The following is a 26075-nucleotide window of genomic DNA, read 5'->3' as shown; positions in this document are numbered from 1 at the left end:
GCGCGGCGCGTGGAGGCGCAGACTTGGGCGCTTCGCCACTCGACATCAGACAATGGCCTGACGTTGGGTGCCGCAGATGCCCGCCACCCATTGCTCATCCCCCCAAGATGGCGCGAGTAAGGCGTGTCGGCCGGAGACGGATCGAAGCCTCACCGGCCGGCAGGGCTGCGGACCCGTGGGGTCCGTCCCCCAAGAAACGTCGCGACAGGGAAGGATGCGCTGCCATGTACGCCAGGAGCTTCGGCGCGACGCGTGTCTCGGTGCCGGTCATCGGCCAGGGCACGTGGCACATCGACAGCGCGGACCGCGCCGACGCGATCCGCGCGCTGCGGGCCGGCATCGACGCCGGCATGACGCATATCGACACCGCGGAGATGTACGGCGACGCCGAGGCGATCGTCGCCGACGCCACCGCGGATTGCCGCGAAGAGATCTTTCTCGTCTCGAAGGTCGTGCCGGGCAACGCCACGCGCCGCGGCGTCACGCGGTCCTGCGAAGCCTCCCTGAAGCGATTGAGAACGGACCGGCTCGATTGCTACCTGCTGCACTGGCCGGGCCAGCACGCCCTCGAGGACACCATCGCGGGCTTCGAGGACCTGCGCCGAGCCGGCAAGATCCTGTCCTGGGGCGTCAGCAACTTCGACGTCGACGATCTCGACCGGGCGCTCGCGATCGCCGGGCCGGACCGGATCGCCTGCAATCAAGTCCTCTACCACCTGAACGAGCGGGCGATCGAGCACGCGGTGCTGCCCTGGTGCGAGCGCCAGGGCGTGGCGATGGTCGGCTACTCGCCCTTCGGCAGCGGAGACTTCCCCGATCCGGCGAGCCCCGGCGGACGGGTGCTGCAGGGTGTCGCGGATGGCCACGGGACGACGCCCTACGCGGTGGCCCTCGCCTTTCTCACCCGCCTGCCCGGAACGTTCACGATCCCCAAATCGAGCCGCCCGGGCCGCGCCGTCGAGAATGCCGGCGCCGCGGACCTGCATCTCGGTGCGGCCGAGATCGCCCTGATCGACGCCCATTTCCCGCGCGGGCCGCGTCCCCGGATGCTGCCGATGCTGTGACTTCCTGCCCGGTCTCAGGCGCGCCGCTGGAGCGCGGGCGCCCCGGACCGGGGCGCCGTTCGGACCCTGTTGCGACCGGCCTTCTTGGCGGCATAGAGCGCGGCATCCGCCGCCACGAACAGGGCATCGGGCGTGCCGCCCGTTCCGGGCTCGGCGCTGGCGACCCCGATGCTGACCGTCGCGACGCTTCCGACCTCCGGCGCATGCGCGATCTGAAGGTTCACGACGGATCGACGAACGCGCTCGGCTACGTCGCTGGCGGCCGTCGCGTCGAGCGCGGGCAGGAGCACCACGAACTCCTCACCACCGATCCTGAAGCTGAGGCCGCCGGAGGAATGCGTCCGGCGCAGGCACTCGGCGACTGCGCGCAGAACATCGTCGCCGCGCTGGTGACCGAACCAGTCGTTGAACTGCTTGAAGTGGTCCGCATCGACGATCAGCAGGGCCAGCGGGACACCGAGTTGCGCGGCTCGCCTCCACTCCGACGCAACGCGCTCGTCGTAGCTGCGGCGGTTCGGCAGGCCGGTCAGACCATCGGTCCGGGCCAGGACCGTGAGCGCGGCATTGGTCTCCCGCGTATCCGCCTCCGCGGCGGCGCGCCGCCCGACTTCCCGGTGGAGCAGCACGGTCAGCCCCAATGTCAGGACATTGAGGCACAGGATCAGAATGGCGATGATCGCGGCCTTGTAGACCCAGAGCGCCCGGATGCTGTCGAGGCTCGTGGCCACGGTCACGATCAGCGGCAATTGATCGAGATTCGAGAAGACGTAGAGCCGCGCCTCCCCATCGAGACTGGAGCGCCCCAGGAAGTCGCCGCGCGCCTGGGCGCGGTAAATCTGGTAGCCCGCGCTCGAGGCGATGTTTCGGCCGAGTGCCTCCGGTCGCGCCGGCGCGCGCATCAGCAGCGTTCCGTCCTGATGGAACACATTGATGGTGAGCCCGGCTTCGAAGCGCAGGCGGTCGAACAGCGCCTGGAAGTGCTCCAGGACGATCGCGCCGGTCACGATGCCCGCGAAGGCACCGTCCGGGGTCTCGATCCGGCGGGTCAAGCGGATGATCGCCTGTCCCGTCAGACGGGAGCGGGTCGGCCCGGTCAGGATCAGCCCTGCCTGCGGCGCGGCCTGTGCGGCCGCGAATTCCGGCAGGTCGCTCAGGTCGGGACGATTCTTCTGGTTCGGATCGCTCGTCATGACCACGTGACCGGTCGCGTCGGTGACGGCCATCGGCCCGAGGCCCGATCCCGCGGCGGCCACGTCGAACAAGGCGAGGCGCCGGAGCCCGGGCTCGAGCGCCACCACGTCCGGCCGCATCGCCAGACGAGCGGCCTCGCGCATGGCCCGATCGTAGTTCCGGACGCTGTGTCCCACGCCCTCCTCGATGATCGACAGCAGGTTCCCGGCATCGCGGCGAGCGTTGTGCCAGGCAGTCCCGCGCAGGTCGGCGCAGAGGTAGGCGCCGAGCAGGGTCAGGCAGACCAGCAGGCTCGCCCCGGCGGCCGCGATCAGGCGCGTGGCGCGATCCGCGAGATGCGCGCGGATCGCTATGGCGGTCGATCGCAGGGCCATGAAGATCTGGTCGGGACGGCTGCGGTGGCACGCGGATGCGCGGCCGCCGGATCACTGATCGGCACCGATCTTGGGCTTCCAATATTGAAGAAGGCGTTATGCGGCGATTTTCGCACTGATAAAGCGCTTAATCCTATCAGCGCATACCGTATACGGCCGTTGGCCCATCGACGCCGCGAGCGGTCGAGAAGGCAATTCGACCCACGTCTTCCGCGACTTACCCCGGTTCCGAATTGCCGCCCGACAGCCGCGATAGGCCAAGTGACGGCATCGGAGCCGGCAACGCGAAGCCCGAGGCCGGGACTCGCCGAGATCGAGAACGCGCTGACCCGCCTCGCGGACCAGATGTTGATGCAGCCGTGACGAGCCACTCGAACCGACCCGGCGGCTTAGACGAAGGAACTCAGTCCCCGATCCCGAACAGCTTCTCGATGAAGTTGCGGTCGTCCTTCTGCGCCCGGCGCGTCGGCGCGGCCTGACGCGGCGCCGGCGCTTCCTGGTCACCGAAGATCTGGCCTAGGATCCCGGCCGGCGACGGCGGAGCGGCGCTCGCCACGGAGGCGGTGGTTTCCGGCGCCCTGCGCCAGCGGTTGAGCCCCGGAAGCGGAACCGGCGCTTGCCCCTTCAGGGCCTGCGTCATGTAGGTCTTCCAGATCTCGGCGGGCAGGTTGCCGCCCGACACCTTCTTGGTCAGCTCGCCATCGTCGTTGCCGAGCCACACGCCGGTCACGAGACTGCCCGAGAAGCCGATGAACCACGCGTCGCGATAATCCTGGGTGGTGCCGCTCTTGCCCGCGAGGTCCCAGCCCGGGATGTCGGCCTTCTTGCCGGTACCCGACACGAAGGTCTCGTGCATCATCGCGTTCATCATGCCGTCGGCATCGGCGCTCATCACCCGGCCCAGCCCGCTGTCGGCCCGCTTGTAGAGTACCTTGCCGTCCTGACCCTTCACCGCCGTGACAACGTACGGGATCACGCCGGTGCCGCCGTTGGCGAAGGCCCCGTAGGCGCCGACCATCTCCAGCAGCGTCACCTCGGAGGTGCCCAGCGCGATCGAGCCGTTGGCCTGGAGCGGCGAGGTGATGCCGAGCTTCTGCGCGGTCTGGACTACGGCCTTCGGGCCGACTTCCTGGCCGAGCCGCACCGCCACGGTGTTGAGGGACTGCGCCAGCGCCGTCCGGAGCGTGACCGCGCCCTCGTAGCGGTGGGAATAGTTCTCCGGCGCCCAGTTGCCGATCCGGATCGGGGCATCCTCCCGCACGGAATCGGGGGTCGCGCCGCGCTCCACCGCGGCGAGGTAGACGAAGGGCTTGAACGAGGAGCCGGGCTGCCGCTTCGCCGTGGTGGCGCGGTTGAACTGACTCTGCGCGTAGTCGCGGCCGCCGATCAGCGCGCGGATCGCGCCGTCGGGTCGCATGGAGACCACGGCGCCCTGGCTCACGTTGAAGCGCGCGCCCTTGGCGTTGAGTTCGTCGGTGAGCGCCTTCTCGGCCAGCGCCTGCATCCCCGTATCGACGGTCGTCTGGACGGTGATGTCAGTGTCGAACTTGCCGACGTAATCGTCGAGCACGTCCATCACGAGGTCGGCGACGTAGTTGGCCGAGCCGCCGCCGCGGGCGTTGGCGGGTCTCGCCGGCTGGGCGAGCGCCACCTTCACGTCCTGCGCGGGGACGAAGGCGAGTTCCTGCATGGCGGCGAGAACCTGGGCAGCGCGCGCCTGGGCGGCCGGAAGGTTGCGGTTCGGCGCGAGCCGCGAGGGCGCCTGCACGAGACCTCCGAGCATCGCGGCCTGCGCGAGGCTGACCTCCTTGGCGGGCTTGCCGAAGTAGCGCTGCGCCGCGGCCTCGACGCCGTAGGCGCCGGCACCGAAATAGACGCGGTTCAGGTAGAGTTCGAGGATCTCGTCCTTGGAGTATTTGTGCTCCAGCCAGAGGGCGAGGATCGCCTCCTGGATCTTGCGCGATGCGGAGCGCTCCGGCGTCAGGAAGAGGTTCTTGGCGAGCTGCTGGGTGAGGGTCGAACCGCCCTGCGCGACTCCGCGCCGGGTCAGGTTCTGGCCGATGGCCCGCAGGATACCGACCGGGTCGACACCGAAATGCTGGTAGAACCGCCGGTCCTCGATCGCCACGAAGGCCCGCGGCAGGTAGGGCGGAAGCTCCTTGATCGAGACCACCCGGCCGCCGGTCTCGCCGCGGTTGGCGAGCAGCGAGCCGTCGCTCGCCAGGATGGCGATGTTGGGCGGACGCTTCGGCACCGCGAGCTGGTCGATCGGCGGCAACTGGGAGGCGTGATACGCGATCAGACCGGCCAGCCCGATGACGCCCCAGAGGCCGAGCACCACGGTCGCGTAGGTGAGCCGGCCGAGCCAGGAGCGGCGACGCCGGCCGCGGCCCGGCGCTTTCGAGCGGCCTGTCGCCTTGGTCGGCTGGCGCGATGTCCCGCCCGATCGCTTCGCCACGCGGTCTCCTGTCCCGGGACGGTCGTCGCGGGACAGGCGCAGATCGAGTTCGCCGCGATCCCGCGCGCGCCCTTCGGGCACGTCGAAGTTCGGCTCAATCCTGCCTCGACCCTTGGCCATGCATCCCGTCTTCGAATGATCCGAACCGGCCCGTCTCTTCTGCGGTGCGGAACGGTTTCCGCACGTCAAATGCGGCGGTTTCGCGCTGCGGACGGAAATGACCCGTGGGTCAGCACCGCCGGCCCACCCTTTCGAATCCGTTTGTGACCGCAGCGCGGTAACGGTGGGGGAGAAGGGTGGCCATTCGGTTAAGGCTACCGGCGACCCAGGCGGTACCGGGGCTCAGCCAGATCCTGAGCCGACCGCCGGACCGGGAGGAGGTCGGTTCGCCGTCAGGCCGCATCGGTCGGGAGCGGATGTCGCGCCGGCTACCGCTTCCAGCCCGGTATCGCCGCTGGCAGGATCGGTTGCGCAGTCCGACAGCGGCGGCTCCGCCGCCTCAGCGGCACCGGCTCGTCGCGACGGCCTCCGCGCAGACGGCATCTGACATCCCTCGGTATCCGGAGACGGCGTTCAGGGCCGTCGGAGCGGGTCCCCTCGGCGGGGAGGCTTGCGCTCGCGCGCCGAGATGCCGACCGCCGACGGAAGGTTCGGCTGAACGTCGATGGATGGGTGACACCGCACCGGAGCGGATCGTGCAGCCAGCGCCCGGTGTGAATCTTCGCGAGCGACCCCAGCGCCTCGGTCGACACCACCCCTTCGGCAGCGGTGGTGAAGCTCCGCGGAAGGTCCCGCGTCGCCACCCTGGAGCGCGTCAGCGTCGGCTCTCCGGCGCCGCCTCCGCCGGTAGCGGGGCCCCGAGGACATGCCGGGCTTCCTCGAGCAACACCTGATGCCGGGCGGCTTGCGGACCGGCATCCGGCGTCTCCCGGCCGAGGCGGGCGATCCGCGACAGGAACAGGCGGCGGCGCAATCCGAACCGGCCGACGCTGGCCGCGAACGCCCGCAGGACCAATCGGACCGCCTCCGTCCGCTCCCGCTCCCGTACGAGCTCGTCCTTCAAGGCCGCTTCCCGCCGGAGCGCGTCCTCCAGGTCGCCACGGACGGCGTCGCGGCGCGCCTGGTCCATGCGCGCGGCGTCCAGCTGGATCCGGCATTCCTGCAGGGCGCTGAGCAGCAAGAGCTCCTGCGCGGACGCGTCCCTCATGAAGGTCTCCTCAGAGCGCCGATCTCCGGTGATCCCGCGGCGGGTCCGATGATCGTCGCAGCATCGCCGGCACCCGGCAGGCCGATGGGACGCCATAGCGAGCGAGGCGCTCGGCCGGAAGCCGTCAACCCGATTATGCGGCCGCGCCGCGACGAGCCAGGGGGATTCTCGAACGAGCGTGGACCGGTTGGCGCAGCCCTCGGCGCCTCGACGAGGGAGAGGGCCCGATCGCACCGCCCCCACCGCGCACCTGCCGGCGCCATACGCCGCATCGAGCGGGCCGCATGCGGGAGCGCGACGTCGGCACGAACCGTGGCCGAAGCTCCAGTCGCCGTGAGGTTCGCGCACCGACCGAACGCAGAAGACTACGGACCGTCCGGTTGTGGCCGGCGCGGCGAACCGGGCGATTATTGATCTCGAAACCCGCAGGCAATTCAGAGGCGGTATTCAGCCTGTTAACCGCCATCCGGCATCGTCCCGCCGTGCCGGGTCCGGCTCCGCGGGCTCGCGGATCCGATGGATGGAGGGGCTGATGACGGAGAATCGCCGCGGCGCTTTCCGAAAGAACGCCTTCACGTTCGGCACGCTGCTGCTCGCCTGCGGCGAGGTCGGCTGCCTCGTCTGGGACGCGACCGAGACGGGCGCCCAGATCGAGGTGGCGGAGGACCAAGCCGTGCCCGATCGCTTCCCGCTGCGCCTGACCGAGAACAGCGATCCGCGGCTAGCTTCCGTGGCGTGGCGGCGGGACCGCCGGATCGGCATCGCCTTCGAGGGCTGACGCGCCGGCTCAGGTCACCTGCAGTGCCGGTCGCCCCCGCACGCCCGGTTCCGCCAGCCGGAACCGGGCGGGGCGGACGAACAGCAGCGCGAGCGGCGTGTTGCGCACCATCCGCTCCAGAATCAGTGGAAGCAGCACGGCTGCCGCCATGACGGTCACGCTCGCCAAGCCAACATCTGCGATCGCGCCGGTGCCGACGAGATATCCCCGCATCGCGGCCATCGGCAACGAGAAGGCCAGATAGATCACGATCGAGCGCTGGCCGCAGACCCGGATCGCCTCCGCGATCGGACCGCCCGCCCGGGTGATCAGCGCCGCCCCGACGACGATGGCCAGGCCCCCCGCCGCGCCGAGGGCGAGGCTTACCAGGGGCAGGCTCGCCAGCGTCGGATAGGCCGGATGGCTCGACGGCGTGAGGGCGAGCCAGCCCTCCACCGTGGCCCAGGCGGCGAGGCCGCAGAGGGCGAGGCCGACCCGGGCACGGGCGGCGTCCGCCAGCGCGAAGATGCGGTCCGCGAAGAGGTAGCCGGCGACGAAGTAGACGTAGCGGGCGCAGAATTCCTCGATGAGGGTCGAGTCGCTGCGGAGATCGGCGATCTGCAGCAGCGCCGCGCCGGCCAGCAGCACCGCCGCGGGGACGCGGCGGAGCGCCTTCGTCACCACCGAGAACACCGCCAGCAGGTAGATGAACCACAGGCTCGAATAGGGCTCGATCAGGGCATGCGCGAGGTGCCCGGCGAATGCCGCAAACCCGTCGTTGCCGGCGATTTTCCCGTACCGGGCGGCCGACTGGATCACGAGCCAGAGCAGGTAGAAGTACGCGAAGTGCACGACGCGGCGGTCGGAGAACAGCCGCCAGTCCCGGTCGATTACGCGGCCCATGAACAGGCCGGACAGCAGGAAGAAATCCGGGATCCGGAACGGCTTCGCGAAGGCGACTACAGGGTGCAGGAAGCCCTCTCCGCCCATGGCCTCCCCGGTGCCGATGACCGAGTGCATCATGACGACCAGCAGGATGCAGATGCCCTTCGCGACATCGACCCAGGCCAGCCGGCCCGCCGTTCCACCTGCCTGCCCCATCGATCCAGCCCCCGCGACCGGACCATCCTGCATCGACAAGGTTGACGGGTTCCCGCCGCGCGGCCGGCGACCTCTGGACGTGCCCAACACCCGGTAAACGCGGTCGGCTTGGTGGGCAGGCCGTCAGGTTCGCCGCTTCGCCGCACGCCGGTCGCGCGTCATGCGTGTTGCCGCATGGAAGTCGTCGGGCTTGCCCCGGACCCACGCGAGGAACCGGGTGATCTCAGGATCCATGCGCAGGGCCGCCACGTCGGCGAGACGCTTGGCGATTTCGGCCTCGCTGTAGCGCGCATGGATGGCGGAATGGCAGATCTGGTGCAGCCGTACCGTCCCACCGTGGGTCCCCCCCTTCAGCTTCGGCGTCAGGTGATGGAGGCTGGAGCGGGCGCGCGCTGGGATCGGCCGCTCGCAGAGCGGGCAGATCGGATCGACGCGTGCCTCTGCCGCGATCGCTTCGGGATCATCGGCGCTCCAGCGCCGCGAGCGCCGGCCGACCATCCGCCTCCTCCTCGCGTTCCTGCCGCTACGGTACCACCTGCTTTGCGCGCACGCGGACCGGACCGACCGACCCGCCGAACAGCGCCTCGGCCTCTCGATCCCGGACGCCCAGAATGGACACGTGATCGCCCGCGACCGGATCGAACCGTGCCCGGGCTCCCGCCGCACGCGCGAGGGCCAGAGCGAGCTTGGCCGGGACCACCGCGTCGTCGCGGCCCTGGACGATCAGGACGGGGCCGGTTCCGGCGCGGATGCGCCGATCGGAGCGATAGGTGTCGCGCAGGAGCCAGGCCGGGACCAGCGGGGCATGCAGCCGCACCACGTGGGTCATCGAGTCGAAGGGCGCCTCTAGGTAAAGCCCGAGGGCCGGGACGCGCTCGGCGACGGCGATCGCCACGGCGGCGCCCAGGGAATGGCCGTGCAGCAGGATCGGCGCCCCCGGGGCGCGCTCCGCGGCGGCGGCGACGGCCGCCAGACCGTCCCGGATCAGGCCCTCCTCGCTCGGCTGGCCGGTCGAACCCGGATAGCCCCGGTAGGCCGGTGCCAGAACCCCCCAACCGGCCGCCGCCCAGGGTTCGCCGGTGAAGCGGGCCGCGTGCGGTTCGGGGCGTGAGCCGTTGCCGTGGAAGGTCACGACGACGCCGCGGCCCGGGGCCGGCGGCCGCCAGAGGGCATGCAACCGCTCGCGGTCCGCGGTGATCAGGGTGATCGGGGCGACGCCCTCTGGCGTGGGTAGAAGCACCGGCGTCCGGTAGGCGCCCGGGTAGAGGAAGCGGCGCTGATTGAACGCCAGCGCGGCCAGCGACACACCGTAGAGGAGGAGGACCGCGAGGCCGAAGCCGATCAGGAGACGCATATCGGGCAGGGGACGGCGACCGGGCGACGGATGTATCGGATCTGTCCTCTACGGTTCGGGCCCTGCATTGACAAAGGCTTCTCCGGGCCCGAGTCTGGAACCGTTCCGAGGGGGGCCCCGCAGGGGGCTGAGATTGGGCACGTGGCCCTGACCCTTGAACCTGATCCGGCTCATACCGGCGGAGGGACGGGAACCTGCGGTCGCGCGTCGCGCGGCCGGCTCTCATCTCAACCATCGCGTGGACCGGACCGCTCCAGAACGAGGAGAGGCCCACGATGAACGCACCCGTTCTCCCGAAGGACGTGAAAGGCAGCCCCGAGGCCGTGACCACCGGCCCGGTCACCGGATCGCGCAAAGTCTACGCGAGCCCCGCCGGCAGGCCGGATATCCGCGTGCCCTACCGCGAGATCGCCCTGTCCGATCCGAAGGAGCCGCCGGTCCGGGTGTACGATCCGTCGGGCCCCTACACGGAGACCGACGCGCGCGTCGACCTCAGCGCCGGCCTGCCTGGCGTGCGCGAGGCCTGGCTCGCGGGACGCGGCTACGCGGCCGTCGAGCCCCGGGCGGTCAAGCCGGAGGATAACGGTTTCGCGGGCGACAAGCTCGTGGCGCCCTGCCCGGCCGAGCGCACGATCCGCAAGGCTGCCGACGGCCAGATGGTCACGCAGTACGAGTTCGCCCGCGCCGGGATCATCACCGAGGAGATGATCTACGTCGCCCACCGCGAGAACGCCTGCCGCGAGGCCATGCTGGAGGGCGCGGAGGCCGTGCTCGCCGACGGCCAAAGCTTCGGCGCCTCGGTCCCGCCCTTCATCACCCCCGACTTCGTCCGCGACGAGATCGCCCGCGGCCGGGCGATCATCCCGGCCAACATCAACCACACCGAGCTGGAGCCGATGGCGATCGGCCGGAACTTCCTGGTCAAGATTAACGCCAACATCGGCAACTCGGCCGTCACCTCCTCGGCGGCCGAAGAGGTCGAGAAGCTGGTCTGGTCGATCCGCTGGGGCGCCGACACGGTCATGGACCTGTCCACCGGCCGCAACATCCACAACATCCGCTCGTGGATCATCCGCAACAGCCCGGTCCCGATCGGCACGGTGCCGATCTACCAGGCGCTGGAGAAGGTCGGCGGCGATCCGCTCAAGCTCGACTGGGAAGTCTTCAAGGACACGCTCATCGAGCAGGCCGAGCAGGGGATCGACTACTTCACCATCCATGCCGGCGTGCGCCTCGCCCACGTGCCTCTGACCGCCCGGCGAGTCACCGGCATCGTCTCGCGCGGCGGCTCGATCATGGCCCGCTGGTGCCTCGCCGGGCACCGGGAATCGTTCCTCTACGAGCGGTTCGACGAGATCTGCGACATCATGCGCGCCTACGACGTGTCGTTCTCGCTGGGCGACGGCCTGCGGCCGGGCTCGATCGCCGATGCCAACGACGCCGCGCAGTTCGGCGAGTTGGAGACGCTGGGCGAACTGACCAAGGTCGCCTGGGACAAGGGTTGCCAGGTGATGATCGAGGGCCCCGGCCACGTGCCGATGCACAAGATCAAGGTCAACATGGAGAAGCAGCTGAAGGAGTGCGGCGAGGCGCCGTTCTACACCCTCGGCCCGCTGACGACCGACATCGCCCCCGGCTACGACCACATCACGTCGGGCATCGGCGCCGCCATGATCGGCTGGTTCGGCACCGCGATGCTCTGCTACGTCACCCCGAAGGAGCATCTCGGCCTGCCCGACCGGGACGACGTGAAGACCGGGGTGATCACCTACAAGATCGCCGCCCACGCCGCCGACCTCGCCAAGGGCCACCCCGCCGCGCAGCTGCGCGACGACGCGCTCAGCCGCGCCCGGTTCGACTTCCGCTGGGAGGACCAGTTCAACCTCGGGCTCGATCCCGATACGGCCCGCCGCTACCACGACGAGACGCTGCCGAAGGATGCCCACAAGGTCGCGCATTTCTGCTCGATGTGCGGTCCGAAATTCTGCTCGATGAAGATCACGCAGGATCTCCGCGCCGAGGTGCTGGCGATGGAGGAGGCCGGTGAGGTCGTGGGCGCGTCGCCCGCGATGTCCAAGGCCGAGGCCGAGGCCGGCATGCGGGCGAAGTCGCAGGAGTTCCTGGCCGAAGGCGGCAAGCTCTACGTCGACGCCGCGGAGTGACACGACGTCGGGCCCGGGTCCTCGCGGATCCGGGCCCGAGACCTGCCGCCGAGGCCCTCTCTCTGCCGTCGTGACCGGCGGAAACCCAGGATTCGCTGGCGTGCGAGACATCGTGGGCGCGGCTGCCTCCACGGTTCCGCTTTGCAGCCCGCTTGATGGATCGGCGCGGATAACAGCGGGCTTTTGTTCACGCCCGGTAACCGGATGTTCATCGCGTGTCCGGACCGGACGCCGCATTCGGTGGACGAGCGGTTCCCTTTAAGGAACGCTTAGGCAGGCCCTCCGCTCAATCCTTCGATCATAGGATCGCAGGAGATCAGCCATGGAGATCCGCCCGCTCACCAATCCGACGCCGGGGCCGCTGGGCCTGGACGCGCTCGGCGCGACCGCCCCCGCGGTCACGCAGGAGGCGCCCGAGTCCGCCTCGTCTCCGCTCGAGCCGGCGGTGAAACTCGACATCGAAACGACCGGAAGCAAGGCGCGCTACATCCGCGACCTGGACACGAGCACGATCGTCTTCCAGGTGATGGATCCCGCGTCCGGCACCGTTCTGGAGCAGTTGCCCAGCGAGACGGCCCTGCGCAATCGCGCCTACGATCCCGCGCGCGGCGCGCACGGATCGCAGCCCGGCAGTCTGTCCCGGGTGGCCTGAGCCGCGCCCTCAGGCCCGCAGCCGGCGGATGGCGGCCTCCGGTCCGGTTTGCCCGAGACCGAACCGGGTCAGTGAGTGAACCTCCACCGGCGCGTTCCGCCGCGCGACCACGACGCTGTTCTCCGCGACGGGCGTCCACGTCCCGTGGTCGCGATCCAAGGGCTCGGACGCGATGACCACGCCCCCCTCCGAGGCGCGGTAGTAAAGGGAGTTGGCCCTGTCGTTGGCCGCGTAGCGGAAGGCGTAGAGATCCCGCCCGTCGGCGAGCGCGGCCGTGAACCGGAACGGATGCTCGCCCGCCAGTTCGGTGAGCCGCGCCAGGGCACGGGCCGTCGCCTCCATCGGGTCGCGAGGCGGCGTGCTCCCCATCAGCCCGCAGCCGAGCAACCCGAGGAACATCGCCTCGGAATCCGTCGTCCCGGCGCGGGACGGGTAGAGTTCATCCGGGATCATCGCCTCGACCGGCCGACGCAGACGGTTCCAGTCGCCGATATAGCCGTTGTGCATGAACAGCCACGGCCCGCACGCGAACGGATGGCAGTTCGGCCGGGTGATCGACGTCCCCGTGGCGGCGCGCACATGCGCGAAGAACAGGTGCGAGTGGAGGTGGCGGCACAGGTAGCGCAGATTGTCGTCCGACCAGGCGGGCTGAACCTCGCGGTAGCGGCCGGGTTCGGGATGGTCGCCGTACCAGCCCAGCCCGAATCCATCGCCGTTCGTGGCTGCGGTCGATTCCAGCGCCTGGATGCTCTGCGAGACGAGGCTGTGGGACGGCTCGGTGACGTAGTGCTCCAGCGGGATGGTGCGTCCCGCATAGGCGATCCAGCGGCACATCGACGGGCTTCTCCGGGTGGCGGTCCCGGGTCTGATCCGGGACGATCATGGGCAAAGCGCGGCACCTTGAGCGCCGCATCGATCACGATCCCTCGCGAGAGCCGTGCCGCGGCCGCGGCCGTCAGACGCCGTGGGTCTGGAGCCAGCTCTCCAGCAGGGCGACCTGCCAGAGCTTCGAGTTGCCCTTCGGGGTCAGAGTCCCGTCCGGGTCGGCGAGCAGACGGTCGACGTAAGGACGGTTGAAGATGCCTCGGGACCGCGCCTCCGGCCGGCCGAGCACGTCGCGGACGTAGTCCAGGAACGGGCCGCGGATGTGCTTGAGCGCCGGGACGGGAAAATAGCCCTTCTTCCGGTCGATGACCTCCGCCGGGACGACCGCCCGCCCCGCTTCCTTCAAGATGTACTTGCCGCCGTCGCGGACCTTCAGGGAGGCCGGGATGCGGGCCGCCAGTTCGACCAGGTCGTGATCCAGGAAGGGCACGCGCGCTTCGAGCCCGCAGGCCATGGTCATGTTGTCGACGCGCTTGACCGGATCATCGACCATCATGATCTGCTGGTCGAGCTGCAAGGTCTTGTCGATCGGGCTCGCGCTCTTCGAGGCGGAAAAGAAATCGGCGAGAAAGGCCGTGCTGTGATCGCCGCCGATCATGTCGGGCACCAGCGCCTCGCGCATCTCGGCATGGTCGCGGTCGTGATACGCCTTGGCGTAGTCCGCCACCGGATCGCTCGACTGCATCAGTTTCGGGTACCAGTGATAGCCCCCGAACACCTCATCGGCGCCCTGTCCGCTCTGGATCACCGTCACGTGCTTGGCGACCTCCTGGGAGAGAAGCAGGAAGGCGACGGCATCGTGGCTCATCTGCGGCTCGGACATCGCCGCGATGGCGGCGGGCAGCGCCTCGAGGGTCCGGGAGCCGTCGACCGCCAGTTTGGTGTGGTCGGTCTCGAAGGTGCGAGCGATGATATCCGAGTACTTGAATTCATCGCCCTCGACGCCGTTCACGGCATCGAACCCGACCGAGAAGGTCTTCAAGCCGGTCTGCCCGTTGCGGGCGAGCAGCGCGACGAGCAGCGAGCTGTCGAGGCCACCCGAGAGCAGGACGCCGGTGGGCACGTCGGCGACCTGTCGGCGCGCGACGGCGGTGGCGAGGGTTTCGAGGACCGCCTCGCGCCAGTCGGCCTCGGTCATGCGGCGATCGGCCTCCCTCGGGCCGATCGTGACACTCCAGTAGATCTCTTCACTGCGGCGTCCGTCGGCTTCGAGCGTCAGGATCGTCGCTGGCGCGAGCTTGCGTATGCCCCTGAGGATGGTCAGCGGCGCGGGCACGCCCGCGTGCCAACTCATGTAGTGATGCAGCGCTACCGGATCGATCGCGGTGTCGACATCGCCGGCGGCGAGGAGGGCCGGGAGCGACGAGGCGAAGCGGAAGCGACCGCGGGTCGCGCTGTAGTAGAGCGGTTTCACGCCGAGCCGGTCCCGGGCCAGCACGACGCGTCCGGAATCCCGCTCCAGGATCGCGAAGGCGAACATGCCGTAGAAGCGCGCGACGCAGCCCTTGCCCCAGGCATGATAGGCCTTGAGGACCACCTCGGTATCGCTCGTCGAGAAGAACGCGTAGCCCTTTGCCTCCAGCTCCGCGCGCAGCTCGCGGAAGTTGTAGATGCAGCCGTTGAAGACGATGGCGAGACCGAGGCCCGGATCGACCATGGGTTGCTGGCCTGCCTCGGACAGATCGATGATCTTCAACCGGCGATGTCCGAAGACGACGCGGCCGGAGCCGAACAGACCCTCGCCGTCCGGGCCGCGCGGCCGGAGACAGCCCATCATGGCCTTGACTGCGGCGGGATCGGCCGGACCGTCGAAGGTGATCTCACCACAGATTCCGCACATCGTGGAAGAACGTCCCTGTTCCGGCGGCCTCGTCGCCTCCACGGTGCGCAACGGTCCTGCAACCGCAGCGTTCCGCCGCCGAAGGCTTTCGACAGACGGTTGTTTCGTTCCTCAATCGGGTCGTTCGGCCCCGCGACGCGGCCTCGCCGCCCCTCAGGTTGTACCTTGACGGCCTCGAGAGAGGTTTGCGCCCGCAGGGAGCTGGCCCAAACCCGATCCGGGTCATAGCCACGGCCGTGGATCGCGCGTTGGACGTCACGGACGGCCGATCCGGGCCGGCGAAACCTTGAGCGCGAGCGGGATTTATTACCCCATGATCGATCTGTATGCCTGGAACACGCCGAACGGACGCAAGATCAGCGTGGCGCTGGAGGAAATGGCGCTGCCGTACCGGGTCAAGCCGGTGGATATCACCCAGGGCCAGCAGCACGAACCGGATTTTCTGGCGATCAGTCCGAACAACCGCATCCCGGCCATCGTCGATCCGGAGGGACCGGACGGCGCGGCGATCTCGGTGTTCGAGTCGGGGGCGATCCTGCTGTATCTCGCGGAGAAGACGGGACGTTTCCTCCCCGAAGACCGGCGAACCCGCGTCGCCGCGCTCGAATGGCTGATGTGGCAGATGGGCGGCTTCGGGCCGATGCCCGGCCAGGTGCACCACTTCCTGGGCGTCGCCGAGAAGGACCGGGCCTACGGTCTCACGCGCTACCTCAACGAGACGCGACGGCTCTACGGCGTCCTCGACCGCCGTCTCGCGCAGGTCGCCTATGTGGCCGGTCCGCTCTCGATCGCCGACTTTGCGATACTCGGCTGGGTCTGGCGCCATGAGCGACATCAGGTGGACCTCGCCAATTATCCCATGGTCGAGCGCTGGTACCGCGACCTGATGGACCGGCCCGCCGTGGCGCGGGGCTTCGCGGTGCCCCTCAGCTGATCGGCGGACGAGATCGTCGCGTCTCAACTGTTGCCCGCTGACCCGTCGCAGCCGCCGTCGGGATCGGACGCAGGCGGTGTAGAGGTAGCGCCGCGCATCAAATTCGTCGGCGCACGGCCTCAACGGCCGTGCGGGTTGTTGACTCGGAGGCCCTGCGCCGTCCAAAACGCTTCCCGACGCGGGCGTAGTTCAGTGGTAGAACGTCAGCTTCCCAAGCTGAATGTCGTCGGTTCGATCCCGATCGCCCGCTCCATCAAACCCCTGCACTCGCAGGGGTTTTTTTATTTTCCCGGCCGCTAAAGACGTTGTGACTTTGGTTCCGATTGGACCTTTTTGGGCCGATTTGGGCGCGATTTTCACAACCGATTTCACAACGGTTCGGTTCTGTGGTCAGTGCCCTCGGCCGACTATGTCCGCCCGAGTGGCCATCACCGGCCCAGCGGATCGCTCCCGGTCGGCTGCGTTCTCGAAAAAGTGGCAGGCTCCGAGAACTTCGAGAAATCCGATTTAGCGGGGCTAGGGTCGCGCAGAACATAGGTGCCACTGAGATCCCGCTCAGCCGCGACAGGGTCCAGCCACCGTCGAGGCGACCGTGGACGCGACGTTCCTGGACACGTTCCTGCACCGCCGCCGAGGCGCGCGACTCGAAGTTCGTAATCACGAGCACGAGCAGGCGATCGAGAGCACCAGCGCGTGATCACCGACGTGCGCTCGGTGAAGATGCAGAACTTCGAGGCGAGCGTCGGCGGCATCAAGATGCGGGAGCCGAGCCGCGCCGACCGCCGCATAAACGTTAGCAGGATCAGGTGCTCAGCGAGCCCGATCCGGTCAAGGTTCGTCCGTGGTGGTCAGGTGACCCTGATCCTGGGGAACGACGAGCCGGAGTTCACCGCCGCGAATCGCTTGCGGTCGAGCCGAGGATGAGAGGGGTCCGGAGCCGGAGCGGCTGAAGGGTCGGGGAACGCCGTGATCACCGCTACGGGGCACTCGAAGTTCGACGGAGACCCAGCGTTCGGGGTGCTAAGCGGGTCTGATACGCCGCACGACGGAGTTAACCACAGCTAACCATGATAACTTCGGCCTTATGGTGCAAATGCACCAACGCGATGGCGTTAGTCGTCGTGAGCGGTGGCTTTTAAGGCTGATACGGTGGCGCGCGGTTCTGGGCGCGGCCGTTATTGCTACTTCAGATTGACGCCTCTTTGGCCCGTGATACGACTCGCGGCAGGGAGACAAAAATGGCAACGGATCAACTCAGCCTCTATTTAGACATCGAAGAAGGCCAGCGAGTTGATCTGGAAGTTATTTCTAAGACTTCGTTGGCCGTATTAGCTACAATTAAAGACATCGCCGCGTTTGTGGATCCGTTTAGCGACGTGTCACTTGATCTTGTCGATACCGCCGAAGGCAGTCTTTGGCTTAACACAAGGACAAAAATTAATAGATATGTCGGGGACCCGAAGAAAACTGCTGCGGCTATCCTTTTGGCTGCCGTCACTTGGATTGGGCACGAGGTTTGGGACACCGCCAAAGGTAAAATCAAAGACCATGTCTGGGAGGACGTTTTTGGAAAGGATGCCGGTGGCCTTACAGATAAAGATAAGCAAGATATCTCAGATATTGTAGTTCAGGCCATACGAGCAAAAGCTGGTCAGAAGAAATCTCAGGAAGTGTTCTCCGAGCTTGAGCGGGACACTGCCGTCAAGGGCGCTGCCGTCACCGGCTCCAATGTACGGAAGCCTAAGCATGTCGTCCCCCGGTCGGAGTTCTACACCCGTGGTGGCTACGGCACGGTAGAGACACTTCCCGCGCGTAAGCGAACGACGACGGAGCCGACTAAGGTGGTCCTCATCAGCCCAGTCCTTGAGCCGGGCACAAGGCGCTGGAAGTTCAAAATCGGCAAGTCGGAATTTGGGGCGCCCGTGAAAGATAAGCCGTTCGTTGACGATGTGCTATCCGGTCACCTGCCGATTGTGATGAAAAGCAACGTGCAAATGACTGTACTGCTTGAGACGGTTGAAGAGGACAAGGGTAAAGGGTGGGTCCCGGTCGAGCGCACCGTGCTAAAGGTTCTCAGCGCACCAACACAGTTCATGAACCGGCAAACATCGCTACCGCTTGACGATCAGGAAGAGTGACGCTGCTAAAATGCTTGCCATCGCTACAGTCCAAGCCGCAGGGTAACTTATTTTACTTATCAAGTCCAGCGCAAACCAAAGCAGCCCGGCCGCCAGCACAGCGACCAGCCAAGCCCAAGCTTTGGACCGCAAGCTGCTCATGCTGCGACTATACACAACAAGTAATCAGGCATCAAGAACAATGCTGTGGCATCCTATCGCAGTCAGGCATTGCAAGAAAAATACGGCAGTAAATTTTCCACGCGCCAGCTTATTACGGATGTTCGGCTCTGTTTCCTTCACTCCGATAGTCGCCAGCTTGTCTACTAGCTGCGCGTAGGTCACTCCCTTACGCTTCAACTCAGCCTTCAGGATCCCCTTCACCCGTGCGTCCCAAGCCACTTCGGCTCCCTCAGGCATGATGCACCCTATGCGATGGCTCATGCCACCATACGCGATGCTTTTGCCCATGGCTATGGTTCAGCTATGCCATCATATACGATGCGTAAGCACCAGACGTGATGACATGTCCTCCGGCTTCCTCCTCTCGCCCCAGGCCCGTACCCTTTCGCTTTAGGCGGGCTGCAAGGGTGCCGAAGATAGGCTTACATGACCTTCCTGCGCTTTCGTTGGCCCGAGACGAACGGCGAGGCCGTTTGCCTGCGCGCCTCATTAGAAGAGGACCTCGCAGCAGTCGAAGCCTCAGGCGCGATGCGCGCCGCTGGTGACACTGCTTGCGCTGAGACGCACACGGCGTGAACGCCGACGTTAATGCCTCAACCCGACCGGACCGGCGACCTCCGCGTCAAATGTGAGCGCGCGGTCGAACAGCGGAGCCGTGCGGTACTCGCGCACATAGCGCCATGCGAACGATCCCGGCTCGCCGACCCGGCGCGTCTCTAGCAGGCCAAACCACGTCATGGACCGCAGGATCCGAGCCTCAAATGCAAAAGCGAGGAAGTCGGGTGGCGTCTCTTCCGCCGCCGCATCGAGCACGGTGCAGACTGGCAGCAAATGCCCGACGCTGCTCCACTCGCGAGCCGCGGCCGACAAGCACCACAGCACGAGGCCGACGTGATCCTGCGGCCAGCGCTCGATGGGCACGCGATCAAGCGAACCGAGGTCGAGCCCCCAGAACACCAGCGCGAACAGCCGCCGGAAGAGTTCGAGGTTCTGCTCCTCCGTCGTGAGATCCTGCCCAACCTTGGTCACGAGCAGCTTGCGCTCACGACGGCGGAGGAGCTTGGCCGCCTGAGCGATGAGGCGAGTGGTCTCGACCGGCATCACGTCGGCCTCGTTCAGGACCTTGTTGGCCGCAAGCACCTCGGCCTTGTCGTAGTCCGGCCAGACAAGCGCATCGAATAGCGCGCGCGTGTCGGCGCGCGACAGAGCGTGCGTGGCAGTCAGCGTCAACCCACCATTGGCCTGCGCGCGGGCGATCATGAGGCGCAGCGTCGCCAGCAGTGGCATCTCGGCGGCGCTTATCGCGTCGAGGTCCGAACCGAGCCGGATCGTTGGAGGTGGGCCGTTGTTCGGCCGCGCGAGCAGTCCGGCCACGCCAGACCGGGTGAGGAGCGACCACGCGGGCAGAGGCTCGATTTTCATCATTGACCAGCTTCTGTCACCGCGCCCCACCGCAGACAAGATTCCGTCAACCACAAGTCGATATTGCAGGCGAAGACGCATGCCGGTCGGCCGTCGTCTCGCAAGAGGGCTCGGCCCTCGATCATTCTTGCAATCAGAGTTCGTGAAGCGGGCCAACGGTCGCGTAGCGAACCCGCATCAGGATCATCGCCTGTGAACTTCACTGTCATCGCCCGCACACAGTCGAGCGAGACCACCTTCCACCACGCCTCGCTCCTGAATGCGATCTCCCAGGGCATGAGCCTGAGCGCTTCAGGCAAAGCCGATGTGCGCATTGCAGACGGGGACGGCCTTTCGAGGACCCCAGCCGAACTGTTCCGGCTCATGTTCGGCAGAAGCGGCGTCGAGAGCGCCTGCAATCCTACGATCGCGTCTGTTGCTACTCCTTTCGCGGCATAAAATTTCCTTGGCTCGGCAGAGCGCCTGATCATGGGCAGCTATGACAACACGCCGACTGTCGTCGTTGTCCTCGTGCCGATCCGAGGCGGTCTTCTGATGATCCGCCGCGGTGTTACAGACGGGCATGGCGAACTCGCGATGCCCGGCGGCTACCAGATGCGCGGTGAGACATGGCAGGAGGCGGGCGTGCGTGAGGTCCTCGAAGAAACCGGGGTGCGCATCGAGGCCGATCGCTTGAGGTTGCTTACGGTCGTGACAACGCCAGATCGGCGACAGAACCTACTGTTTGGGCAAACACCGCCGGTCGAACATGAAGGCTCATTCGTCCACGACAGCGAGGTGCTGGAGGTGGTCGTAGTAGATGAGCCGGTGCGCACCGCCTTTCCGCTACACGACGAGATGGTCGAACGCTTTTTCCGATGCCGCCTCACGGCAGAAACCGAGCACTAAAGATGATTTCGGACGGCGCCCTTATGGGCGTTGAAGTCGCCATCACGACCTACTGAAGCTTGCCTCCAACTCACGCTGAACCAAGATCGAGAGAACCATCCTGCCGCTCCAGCCTGAAGGCCACGCAGGCCCATGCTTCCTGCGCTGCCGGGCCAGGATCTCACCTCGAACGCGATCGTGATGGAGTTCGGCGTGACGCTGCCACCGAACCTCCTCGACTCGGTGTAGGGCCTGCTCGACCGCCTTGTTATACTCAAAGCCTACATCCAGTCGCGGAAGCTTCGCCTCGATCCGCAGGGCCTGCCGGGCAAGGATGGCTGAGAAGATGGCGCCGCGGTCGATGCTCGGTAGCTCGTCTGGTGTGTCGCCGACCATCGCCACCTCGAACTTCGACAAGCTGTGCTCCAGGAACTCGGCCCCTGCACTCTCATGTGCGCCCGGCAGTACGTGTCGCAAGGAGTCTAAGCACTCGCCCGTCGTGACGAGGTCGGCAGAAGGTCTGGGCAATCACTCGAACATCTGGTACTTTGGGTGGATGCTGCTATCTCATGACGTTGATCAGCAACTTCGGGATAGACGGCCGGATCCGAAGCCGTTTTCTGGCTGGGCTCTCCGGCGTATCATCGAAATTGATCACGACTGCCCCGGTCTACTCGCGGCGAGCTTCTGCTTCGGGGCGCAGAGACGGCAAGCGCTATTCCTGCTGCTCGCGCTCGCCGAACTCCTCGGCATCGACGCAATCGCCCATCACCTGCGGTCTGCGGAGTCCATGCCGGAACTCACCAGCGCGAACTCCTCCGCCGTCTTCGGCGAAGCCGTTCTTCGTCTCCGACGACCCCGCGATCTGGTACGAGCAGTCCTCGCTGGGCCACCTGTCGGCCTACTCGGCACCCTTGCACGCCTCGGCCACGACCCGATCGGCGAACCCCGGACCTACTACGAACTCGGGCGACTGTACCTCTCGCGTGATCCCGCCGACCGGCGGCGCGTGAAGATCCTCGGTCAGATCGGCGGCGACCTCGTCGGCGCCCAGATTCCGATCGTGAGTGCCTTGGATCCGGTGCTCCTCCATCCCGCGCTCGTGTCACGCCTCCACGAACTTCCTCAGGTCACCGAACTTCACTCCGCGCTGACGTACATCCGGGCGCGGTGCTCTGGGGCGACCGACGACGCGATCCGAGCCAGCCTCAAACGGCTCAAGCCGGGCGGACATCGGGGTGATTTGGTGAAGTTCTGGGCCGCGCGCTTCGATGAGCCTCCAGTAGAATTCAACCTTCGCGGCGACCCGACGCTGATCGTCTTGGACAGCGCTGCGGCGCTCATCGATGCGGGAAGGCGCTACACGAATTGCTTGGCCGCGAAGATCAACGAGGTCTTCCTCGGCGCATTCGTTTACGTGGAATTCAGGTCCGTCCGCTGCGGTGAGCCGGGCTTGATCGCCGAACTCCGGCACACCGACCGAGGCTTTGTCCTGGAGGGCCTCTATGGGCCCGACAACCGGCGCGTTCACCCCGAACGGGCGCAGATCGCGCGCAGGAAGCTCGCGGCCTGCGGGGTCGCCCTCCTGGCGCACGCTCCAGGAGAACGTGAAACGGTCGTCGCTGCGGCGCGGCTGCTTAACGAGCACGCCCTCGTTGAGCCGGATAATCACGTGGGCTGGGGCAACGAGATGTTGGAGGTCGCCGAGGGTCTCCAGCACCTCCTGGACGAGGCGGCCTGATATGGACGCCTCTGCCCATCATCAACCCGCATCCCTCCAGATCCTGCGCGACCGGCGCGGCCTCGTGATCGGTCGCCTGGAGCAGCGCCCCACCGGCAAGATCGTCGCCCGCGATGCCCACGGCCTGCTCGTGAGAACCTACGATCCACGGGAAGGCACGACGCGCGATGGCCTTGTCCTTGTCGTAGCCCAAAGTGATGTCCTTGCGGCACTCCTCATCCGCCGTTGACCACTCTCCATCCGATCGTGATCCGCATCCTGTCGGTGCCGGGCTGGCGGCTGCGCGTTTGGCTCGCCGTCGTGATCACCCTCGTTTTGGCAGGTCTGCCTCTGCCGGTCGCTGGGCTCGTGTTGTGGATCGGCGGCTTGCTGGGCATGACCCTAATGGAGGCCATCGCCGCCACTATCCGGGAGCAGTATCAGGCACAGCGGCAATTGGATGCGGATCGCGAACGACGGGGGCAGGCCGTTCTGCTCGCCGAGCGCGACGCCCAGATCGCCTCTCTGATGGCCGATCTGGCGCGGGCGCGCTCGAACTCCGGGGAGCGCCGGGAGACCGACGAGGAGCGAACCTACCGGCAGGTCGGCCTACACCCACGTGCCCCGGAGTTCCTGGTCACGGCGGCGAGGAGAGCCTATCGCAGCCGCCTTCACCCCGATCGCCACCCAGGGCACCGCTCGGAGGCCAACAGCCGCTATCTGAAGGCTGAAGCGGCGTTCGAGAGGATCGCGGAGCTTCGCCGATAGGCCGTTCTCCGTGTCGCTCCTGTTTGGTTAAGCCCTTGGTGTTGGGCGGTGGTGCTCCTCCGCTGTGGTAATGATGTTTATCGAAGGAGTGAAGGGGGCAGCCATGGCGGCGCTGCTGAAGGAGATGCTCCGGGACGTGACCCGACACGTCATCGAGGCCGAGATGCGGGTTACGGCGCGGACCGCGTCGCTGATAATCCTGCTCAAGACCGGCTACGACACCGTCGATCTGGAGCACCTGCTGTGGGACGACATGGACGCCCTGGATGGCTTGCGGCGACACGAGTGGGCGATCCGGGACGCGCTGACAGGGGCTGATCCGGCCGCGAGTGCCGAGCAGTTGCTCAACCTCCTCGACGCGAACCTGCGGCTCCTACTGGTCGGCCGCCAGCGCCTTCAGGACCTGAAAGGTCGGGGATGACCGCCGCGCCGGTCCCGACCTCATCGCTCCTCGATGACGCGCTCGCGGACGCAGATCAGCAGATCTCGGAAACCGAGCGGCGGCGCGAACGGCAAGTTCGCCTGCTCCACGAACTCGATGAGGGCACACAGGCGCGGGCCTGCGCCGAGCGCCTCCTGTGGGAGATCGAGTGGACCCTCTCGCTCAATCTCATGCACCGAACGCTCATCCAGGCCCTCTTGAGGGCAACTCCTTAACGATCTGATCTGACCGGAAGACGCGGTTCGGCTTGGGTATGCAACCGACGGAGTATCTTTAGGGCCGATCAGAGGTTTCGTTTGACTATCCATCCTGGACTGGATGCGATTGCACCACCTCATGTGCACCGACATCCTGATTGGACGGCGATTCTCTTGACGGCCGCTCCACAGCGCGGGCACACCGTTACAGGTGCTTCAACCCATAGCTTTTGAGGATCGGCAGTAGCTCGTCTCGTGCGCGGATGCGGTGCGCACGAGCAGCCTCCAGTGCATCGGCGGCCTTGCCTGCCCGAACCGCCTGGACGATCTTGCGGTGCTCCGCGATCGAGGCTTCGAGGCCGCGGCGCAGGTTCAACGTCAGCATCCGCGCGCGGTGCGACTGGTCGTTCACCGCCTGGATAATCCGGCTCATCCGCCCGTTGCGCGCGTGCTCGATTAGCGCGGCGTGGAACGCACCATCCGCCTCGCCCCAGCCGGGAAGATCGCCCTTCTTGTGTGCGTCCGCCATCGCATCCGTGTGGGTGTCGAGGACCTGCGCGGCGGCGAGCCGCTCGGCGTCCGGCAGCGCAGCGACGAGTTCGGCTGCACGACCCTCGATGGCGATGATCACGTCGTAAATCTCGCGCACGTCGTCCGGGGCGAGTGCCAGGATCAGGATGCCCTTGCGCGGCAGCACACGCACGAGCCCGTCCTCTTGCAGGCGGATCGCGGCCTCGTGCACGGGGGTGCGGCTCATGCCCAACCGCAGTGCGATCTCCTGCTCGGACGCTTGATAGCCCGGCGCGAAGCTGGCGTCGCGGATCGCCGCGCGCATGGCCGCATAGGCGTCATCGACCAGCGAGGTCTTCCTCTCGCCGTCCTCAACGTCCGGCCGTCCCTTGGGTCGTGCCCGCGCCATTCTGCGTCTCCTCCGCTGAGCTATGCCTATCATCTTCCATGCCTGCTGAGGAACAGGGGTTGACACTGCATTCGCAGGCTTCTACCCATATGCCAGCTTGCATGGAAGATAGCGCTCCAGGAACAATGGAGCGAGCCAGCGGGCGATAGGAGGAAACCATGGAGCGCTCGCTGGAGCAGACCACCATGCGCAAGGTCGCATGGCGCCTCGTCCCCTTTATCTGCCTTCTCTACTTCATCGCCTTCATCGACCGCGTGAATATCGGTTTCGCCGCGCTGACGATGAACAAGGATCTCGGCTTCACCTCAGCCGTATTCGGCTTCGGCGCAGGCGTATTCTTCTTCGGCTACTTCCTGTGCGAGGTTCCGTCGAACATCATTCTCGACAAGGTAGGGGCGCGGCTCTGGATCGCTCGCGTGATGATCACTTGGGGGATCATCTCGTTCGCTTTCGCCTTCGTGCAAGGTGAGTATAGCTTCTACACGCTGCGTTTCCTGCTCGGCGCCGCCGAGGCGGGCTTCTTCCCCGGCATCATCCTCTACCTGAGCTACTGGTTCCCGATCCGCTACCGCGCGGGGGTCGTCTCGCTGTTCATGGCGGCTGCGCCAATCTCGGTGGTGCTCGGCTCGCCTCTGTCGAGCGCGCTGCTGGAGATGGAGGGCATCCTCGGCCTGCATGGATGGCAATGGATGTTCATCATCGAGGCCATCCCCGCCTCGCTGCTCGGCGTGATGGTGCTCTTCTACATGACCGACCGGCCCGAGAAGGCGAAGTGGCTGGCCGACGACCAGCGGGCGTGGCTCGTTACGGAGATGAACGAGGAGCACGCGCGCAAGAAGGTCGCTGCCAAGCACGGGATCGTGGCCGGGATGTCCGACCCTCGTGTCCTGGCGCTCGCGCTCATCTACTTCGGCACCTCGGCCGGGCTCTACACGCTCGGCATCTGGGCGCCGCAGATCATCAAGAGCTTCGGCCTGTCCACGATGGCGGTCGGCTTCCTCAACGGCGTGCCGCCGACTATCGCGATCATCGCGATGATCCTGTGGGCGCGGCACTCCGACAAGACCCGCGAGCGCACGTGGCACGTGGTCATCGCCTGCCTCGTGGCGGCGGCGGGCCTGATGCTGGCCGGGGGGGCGTCCTCGGCCGTCGCGGTCATCGCCGCTCTCACCCTCGTCAACATTGGCATCTCTTCGGCCAAGCCGCCGCTCTGGGCCATGCCGACGATGTTCCTGTCCGGCTCGGCCGCGGCGGTGGGTATCGCGACGATCAACTCGATCGGCAATCTCGGCGGCTTCGTTGGCCCCTGGGCGATCGGGTGGATCAAGGACCAGACGGGCAGCTTCACGGGCGGCCTGATGTTCGTGGCCGCATTGCTCGTCCTCTCTGCCGTCGTCACCCTCCTCGTCGCCCGCGCGGGGCGTCGCGCCGAGCCCGCCAGCGCCGTGGCGAGTTGAACCT

28 protein-coding genes, 1 tRNA gene and 1 riboswitch are annotated in these 26075 nt (G+C 66.8%); of the genes, 17 read left to right on the top strand and 12 right to left on the bottom strand.

Going from position 1 to position 26075, the window contains the following annotated elements:
• The first annotated feature begins 224 nt into the window (after positions 1-224).
• Positions 225-1064 (top strand): aldo/keto reductase, encoded by an 840-nt coding sequence (locus MFF58_RS02755; protein WP_238285139.1) that lies wholly within the window; start codon positions 225-227, stop codon positions 1062-1064.
• Between the two features lie 14 nt (positions 1065-1078).
• On the opposite strand, the gene MFF58_RS02750 is transcribed toward MFF58_RS02755, so the two are convergent.
• The 3 genes from MFF58_RS02750 to MFF58_RS02740 form a co-directional block, all read right to left on the bottom strand.
• A complete protein-coding gene (locus MFF58_RS02750) occupies positions 1079-2629 on the bottom strand; it encodes a GGDEF domain-containing protein (protein ID WP_238285138.1) in 1551 nt (516 codons plus the stop codon).
• Between the two features lie 403 nt (positions 2630-3032).
• Positions 3033-5207 carry a transglycosylase domain-containing protein gene (locus tag MFF58_RS02745; RefSeq protein ID WP_238285135.1) on the bottom strand — a complete coding sequence of 725 codons (2175 nt, stop codon included), beginning with the start codon at positions 5205-5207 and terminating at the stop codon, positions 3033-3035.
• A gap of 694 nt (positions 5208-5901) precedes the next feature.
• Positions 5902-6294, bottom strand: a complete 393-nt coding sequence (locus MFF58_RS02740) for an ATP-dependent helicase (RefSeq protein WP_238285133.1) — start codon at positions 6292-6294, stop codon at positions 5902-5904.
• 532 nt (positions 6295-6826) lie between these two features.
• Between MFF58_RS02740 and MFF58_RS02735 the strand changes: the two genes are divergently transcribed.
• Positions 6827-7072, top strand: coding sequence for a pilus assembly protein PilZ (locus tag MFF58_RS02735; RefSeq protein WP_238285132.1), 246 nt, complete (start codon positions 6827-6829; stop codon positions 7070-7072).
• Between the two features lie 9 nt (positions 7073-7081).
• On the opposite strand, the gene MFF58_RS02730 is transcribed toward MFF58_RS02735, so the two are convergent.
• The 3 genes from MFF58_RS02730 to MFF58_RS02720 all read right to left on the bottom strand — a co-directional run bounded on the left by MFF58_RS02730 (position 7082) and on the right by MFF58_RS02720 (position 9506).
• Entirely contained in the window at positions 7082-8152 is a 1071-nt protein-coding gene (locus MFF58_RS02730; protein ID WP_238285131.1) for an acyltransferase family protein, read from the bottom strand.
• Between the two features lie 123 nt (positions 8153-8275).
• Positions 8276-8650 (bottom strand): HNH endonuclease family protein, encoded by a 375-nt coding sequence (locus MFF58_RS02725; protein WP_238285130.1) that lies wholly within the window; start codon positions 8648-8650, stop codon positions 8276-8278.
• A gap of 25 nt (positions 8651-8675) precedes the next feature.
• Positions 8676-9506, bottom strand: a complete 831-nt coding sequence (locus tag MFF58_RS02720; protein ID WP_238285128.1) for an alpha/beta hydrolase — start codon at positions 9504-9506, stop codon at positions 8676-8678.
• A 98-nt stretch (positions 9507-9604) separates the two neighbouring features.
• Positions 9605-9710, top strand: a riboswitch (TPP riboswitch).
• A 71-nt stretch (positions 9711-9781) separates the two neighbouring features.
• Between MFF58_RS02720 and thiC the strand changes: the two genes are divergently transcribed.
• Together thiC and MFF58_RS02710 are read left to right on the top strand one after the other, a co-directional pair.
• Complete coding sequence (gene thiC, locus MFF58_RS02715) at positions 9782-11668, top strand: phosphomethylpyrimidine synthase ThiC (protein WP_238285127.1); 1887 nt, start codon at positions 9782-9784, stop codon at positions 11666-11668.
• Positions 11669-11990: 322 nt separating this feature from the next.
• Positions 11991-12320 (top strand): FlaG family protein, encoded by a 330-nt coding sequence (locus MFF58_RS02710; RefSeq protein WP_238285126.1) that lies wholly within the window; start codon positions 11991-11993, stop codon positions 12318-12320.
• A gap of 9 nt (positions 12321-12329) precedes the next feature.
• Here MFF58_RS02710 and MFF58_RS02705 read toward each other — a convergent pair whose 3' ends face one another.
• Both MFF58_RS02705 and MFF58_RS02700 read right to left on the bottom strand, forming a co-directional pair.
• On the bottom strand, positions 12330-13154 hold the full coding sequence (locus tag MFF58_RS02705) for a class II glutamine amidotransferase (RefSeq protein ID WP_238285125.1): 825 nt from the start codon (positions 13152-13154) through the stop codon (positions 12330-12332).
• A 121-nt stretch (positions 13155-13275) separates the two neighbouring features.
• Complete coding sequence (locus tag MFF58_RS02700; RefSeq protein ID WP_238285123.1) at positions 13276-15045, bottom strand: N-acetylglutaminylglutamine amidotransferase; 1770 nt, start codon at positions 15043-15045, stop codon at positions 13276-13278.
• Between the two features lie 313 nt (positions 15046-15358).
• On the opposite strand from MFF58_RS02700, the gene MFF58_RS02695 reads away from it, so the two are divergent.
• The 4 genes from MFF58_RS02695 (at position 15359) to MFF58_RS02680 (ending at position 18117) form a co-directional block, all read left to right on the top strand.
• Entirely contained in the window at positions 15359-15979 is a 621-nt protein-coding gene (locus MFF58_RS02695) for a glutathione S-transferase N-terminal domain-containing protein (RefSeq protein WP_238285122.1), read from the top strand.
• A gap of 178 nt (positions 15980-16157) precedes the next feature.
• A tRNA-Gly gene (locus MFF58_RS02690) sits at positions 16158-16232 on the top strand.
• A gap of 440 nt (positions 16233-16672) precedes the next feature.
• Positions 16673-16903: a hypothetical protein gene (locus MFF58_RS02685; RefSeq protein WP_238285119.1), complete on the top strand. Its 231-nt coding sequence runs from the start codon at positions 16673-16675 to the stop codon at positions 16901-16903.
• Positions 16904-17217: 314 nt separating this feature from the next.
• Positions 17218-18117, top strand: a complete 900-nt coding sequence (locus MFF58_RS02680; RefSeq protein WP_238285118.1) for a hypothetical protein — start codon at positions 17218-17220, stop codon at positions 18115-18117.
• Between the two features lie 165 nt (positions 18118-18282).
• Here MFF58_RS02680 and MFF58_RS02675 read toward each other — a convergent pair whose 3' ends face one another.
• Positions 18283-18567 (bottom strand): DUF6471 domain-containing protein, encoded by a 285-nt coding sequence (locus tag MFF58_RS02675; protein ID WP_238285116.1) that lies wholly within the window; start codon positions 18565-18567, stop codon positions 18283-18285.
• A gap of 138 nt (positions 18568-18705) precedes the next feature.
• On the opposite strand from MFF58_RS02675, the gene MFF58_RS02670 reads away from it, so the two are divergent.
• A complete protein-coding gene (locus tag MFF58_RS02670) occupies positions 18706-18855 on the top strand; it encodes a hypothetical protein (RefSeq protein ID WP_238285114.1) in 150 nt (49 codons plus the stop codon).
• Positions 18856-18864: 9 nt separating this feature from the next.
• Here the strand turns inward: MFF58_RS02670 and MFF58_RS02665 are convergent, their stop codons facing one another.
• Positions 18865-19704 (bottom strand): hypothetical protein, encoded by an 840-nt coding sequence (locus MFF58_RS02665; RefSeq protein WP_238285113.1) that lies wholly within the window; start codon positions 19702-19704, stop codon positions 18865-18867.
• 189 nt (positions 19705-19893) lie between these two features.
• Here MFF58_RS02665 and MFF58_RS02660 point away from each other — a divergent pair, with 189 nt between their 5' ends.
• The gene (locus MFF58_RS02660) at positions 19894-20139 is read left to right on the top strand and encodes a hypothetical protein (protein ID WP_238285112.1); all 246 of its coding nucleotides are present in this window, start codon (positions 19894-19896) and stop codon (positions 20137-20139) included.
• 30 nt (positions 20140-20169) lie between these two features.
• Positions 20170-20589 carry an NUDIX domain-containing protein gene (locus MFF58_RS02655; protein ID WP_238285111.1) on the top strand — a complete coding sequence of 140 codons (420 nt, stop codon included), beginning with the start codon at positions 20170-20172 and terminating at the stop codon, positions 20587-20589.
• 42 nt (positions 20590-20631) lie between these two features.
• On the opposite strand, the gene MFF58_RS02650 is transcribed toward MFF58_RS02655, so the two are convergent.
• Positions 20632-20985: a hypothetical protein gene (locus tag MFF58_RS02650; protein ID WP_238285110.1), complete on the bottom strand. Its 354-nt coding sequence runs from the start codon at positions 20983-20985 to the stop codon at positions 20632-20634.
• Positions 20986-21124: 139 nt separating this feature from the next.
• On the opposite strand from MFF58_RS02650, the gene MFF58_RS02645 reads away from it, so the two are divergent.
• The 5 genes from MFF58_RS02645 to MFF58_RS02625 all read left to right on the top strand — a co-directional run bounded on the left by MFF58_RS02645 (position 21125) and on the right by MFF58_RS02625 (position 23713).
• Positions 21125-22309 (top strand): hypothetical protein, encoded by a 1185-nt coding sequence (locus MFF58_RS02645; protein WP_238285108.1) that lies wholly within the window; start codon positions 21125-21127, stop codon positions 22307-22309.
• A 1-nt stretch (position 22310) separates the two neighbouring features.
• Complete coding sequence (locus MFF58_RS02640; protein ID WP_238285107.1) at positions 22311-22538, top strand: hypothetical protein; 228 nt, start codon at positions 22311-22313, stop codon at positions 22536-22538.
• A gap of 17 nt (positions 22539-22555) precedes the next feature.
• Positions 22556-23056, top strand: a complete 501-nt coding sequence (locus tag MFF58_RS02635) for a hypothetical protein (protein WP_238285105.1) — start codon at positions 22556-22558, stop codon at positions 23054-23056.
• 103 nt (positions 23057-23159) lie between these two features.
• On the top strand, positions 23160-23477 hold the full coding sequence (locus MFF58_RS02630; RefSeq protein WP_238285104.1) for a hypothetical protein: 318 nt from the start codon (positions 23160-23162) through the stop codon (positions 23475-23477).
• On the top strand, positions 23474-23713 hold the full coding sequence (locus MFF58_RS02625) for a hypothetical protein (RefSeq protein ID WP_238285101.1): 240 nt from the start codon (positions 23474-23476) through the stop codon (positions 23711-23713). Before MFF58_RS02630 ends, MFF58_RS02625 begins: the two co-directional genes overlap by 4 nt.
• A 187-nt stretch (positions 23714-23900) precedes the next feature.
• Here the strand turns inward: MFF58_RS02625 and MFF58_RS02620 are convergent, their stop codons facing one another.
• Positions 23901-24614, bottom strand: coding sequence for a GntR family transcriptional regulator (locus MFF58_RS02620; protein WP_238285323.1), 714 nt, complete (start codon positions 24612-24614; stop codon positions 23901-23903).
• A gap of 158 nt (positions 24615-24772) precedes the next feature.
• Here MFF58_RS02620 and MFF58_RS02615 point away from each other — a divergent pair, with 158 nt between their 5' ends.
• Positions 24773-26071, top strand: a complete 1299-nt coding sequence (locus MFF58_RS02615) for an MFS transporter (protein WP_238285099.1) — start codon at positions 24773-24775, stop codon at positions 26069-26071.
• Positions 26072-26075 lie beyond the last annotated feature (4 nt).

Source organism: Methylobacterium longum (genome assembly GCF_022179385.1).
GTDB lineage: Bacteria > Pseudomonadota > Alphaproteobacteria > Rhizobiales > Beijerinckiaceae > Methylobacterium > Methylobacterium longum.
The sequence above is the reverse complement of the archived record's forward strand: the minus strand, read 5'-3'. Positions and strand labels throughout refer to the sequence as shown.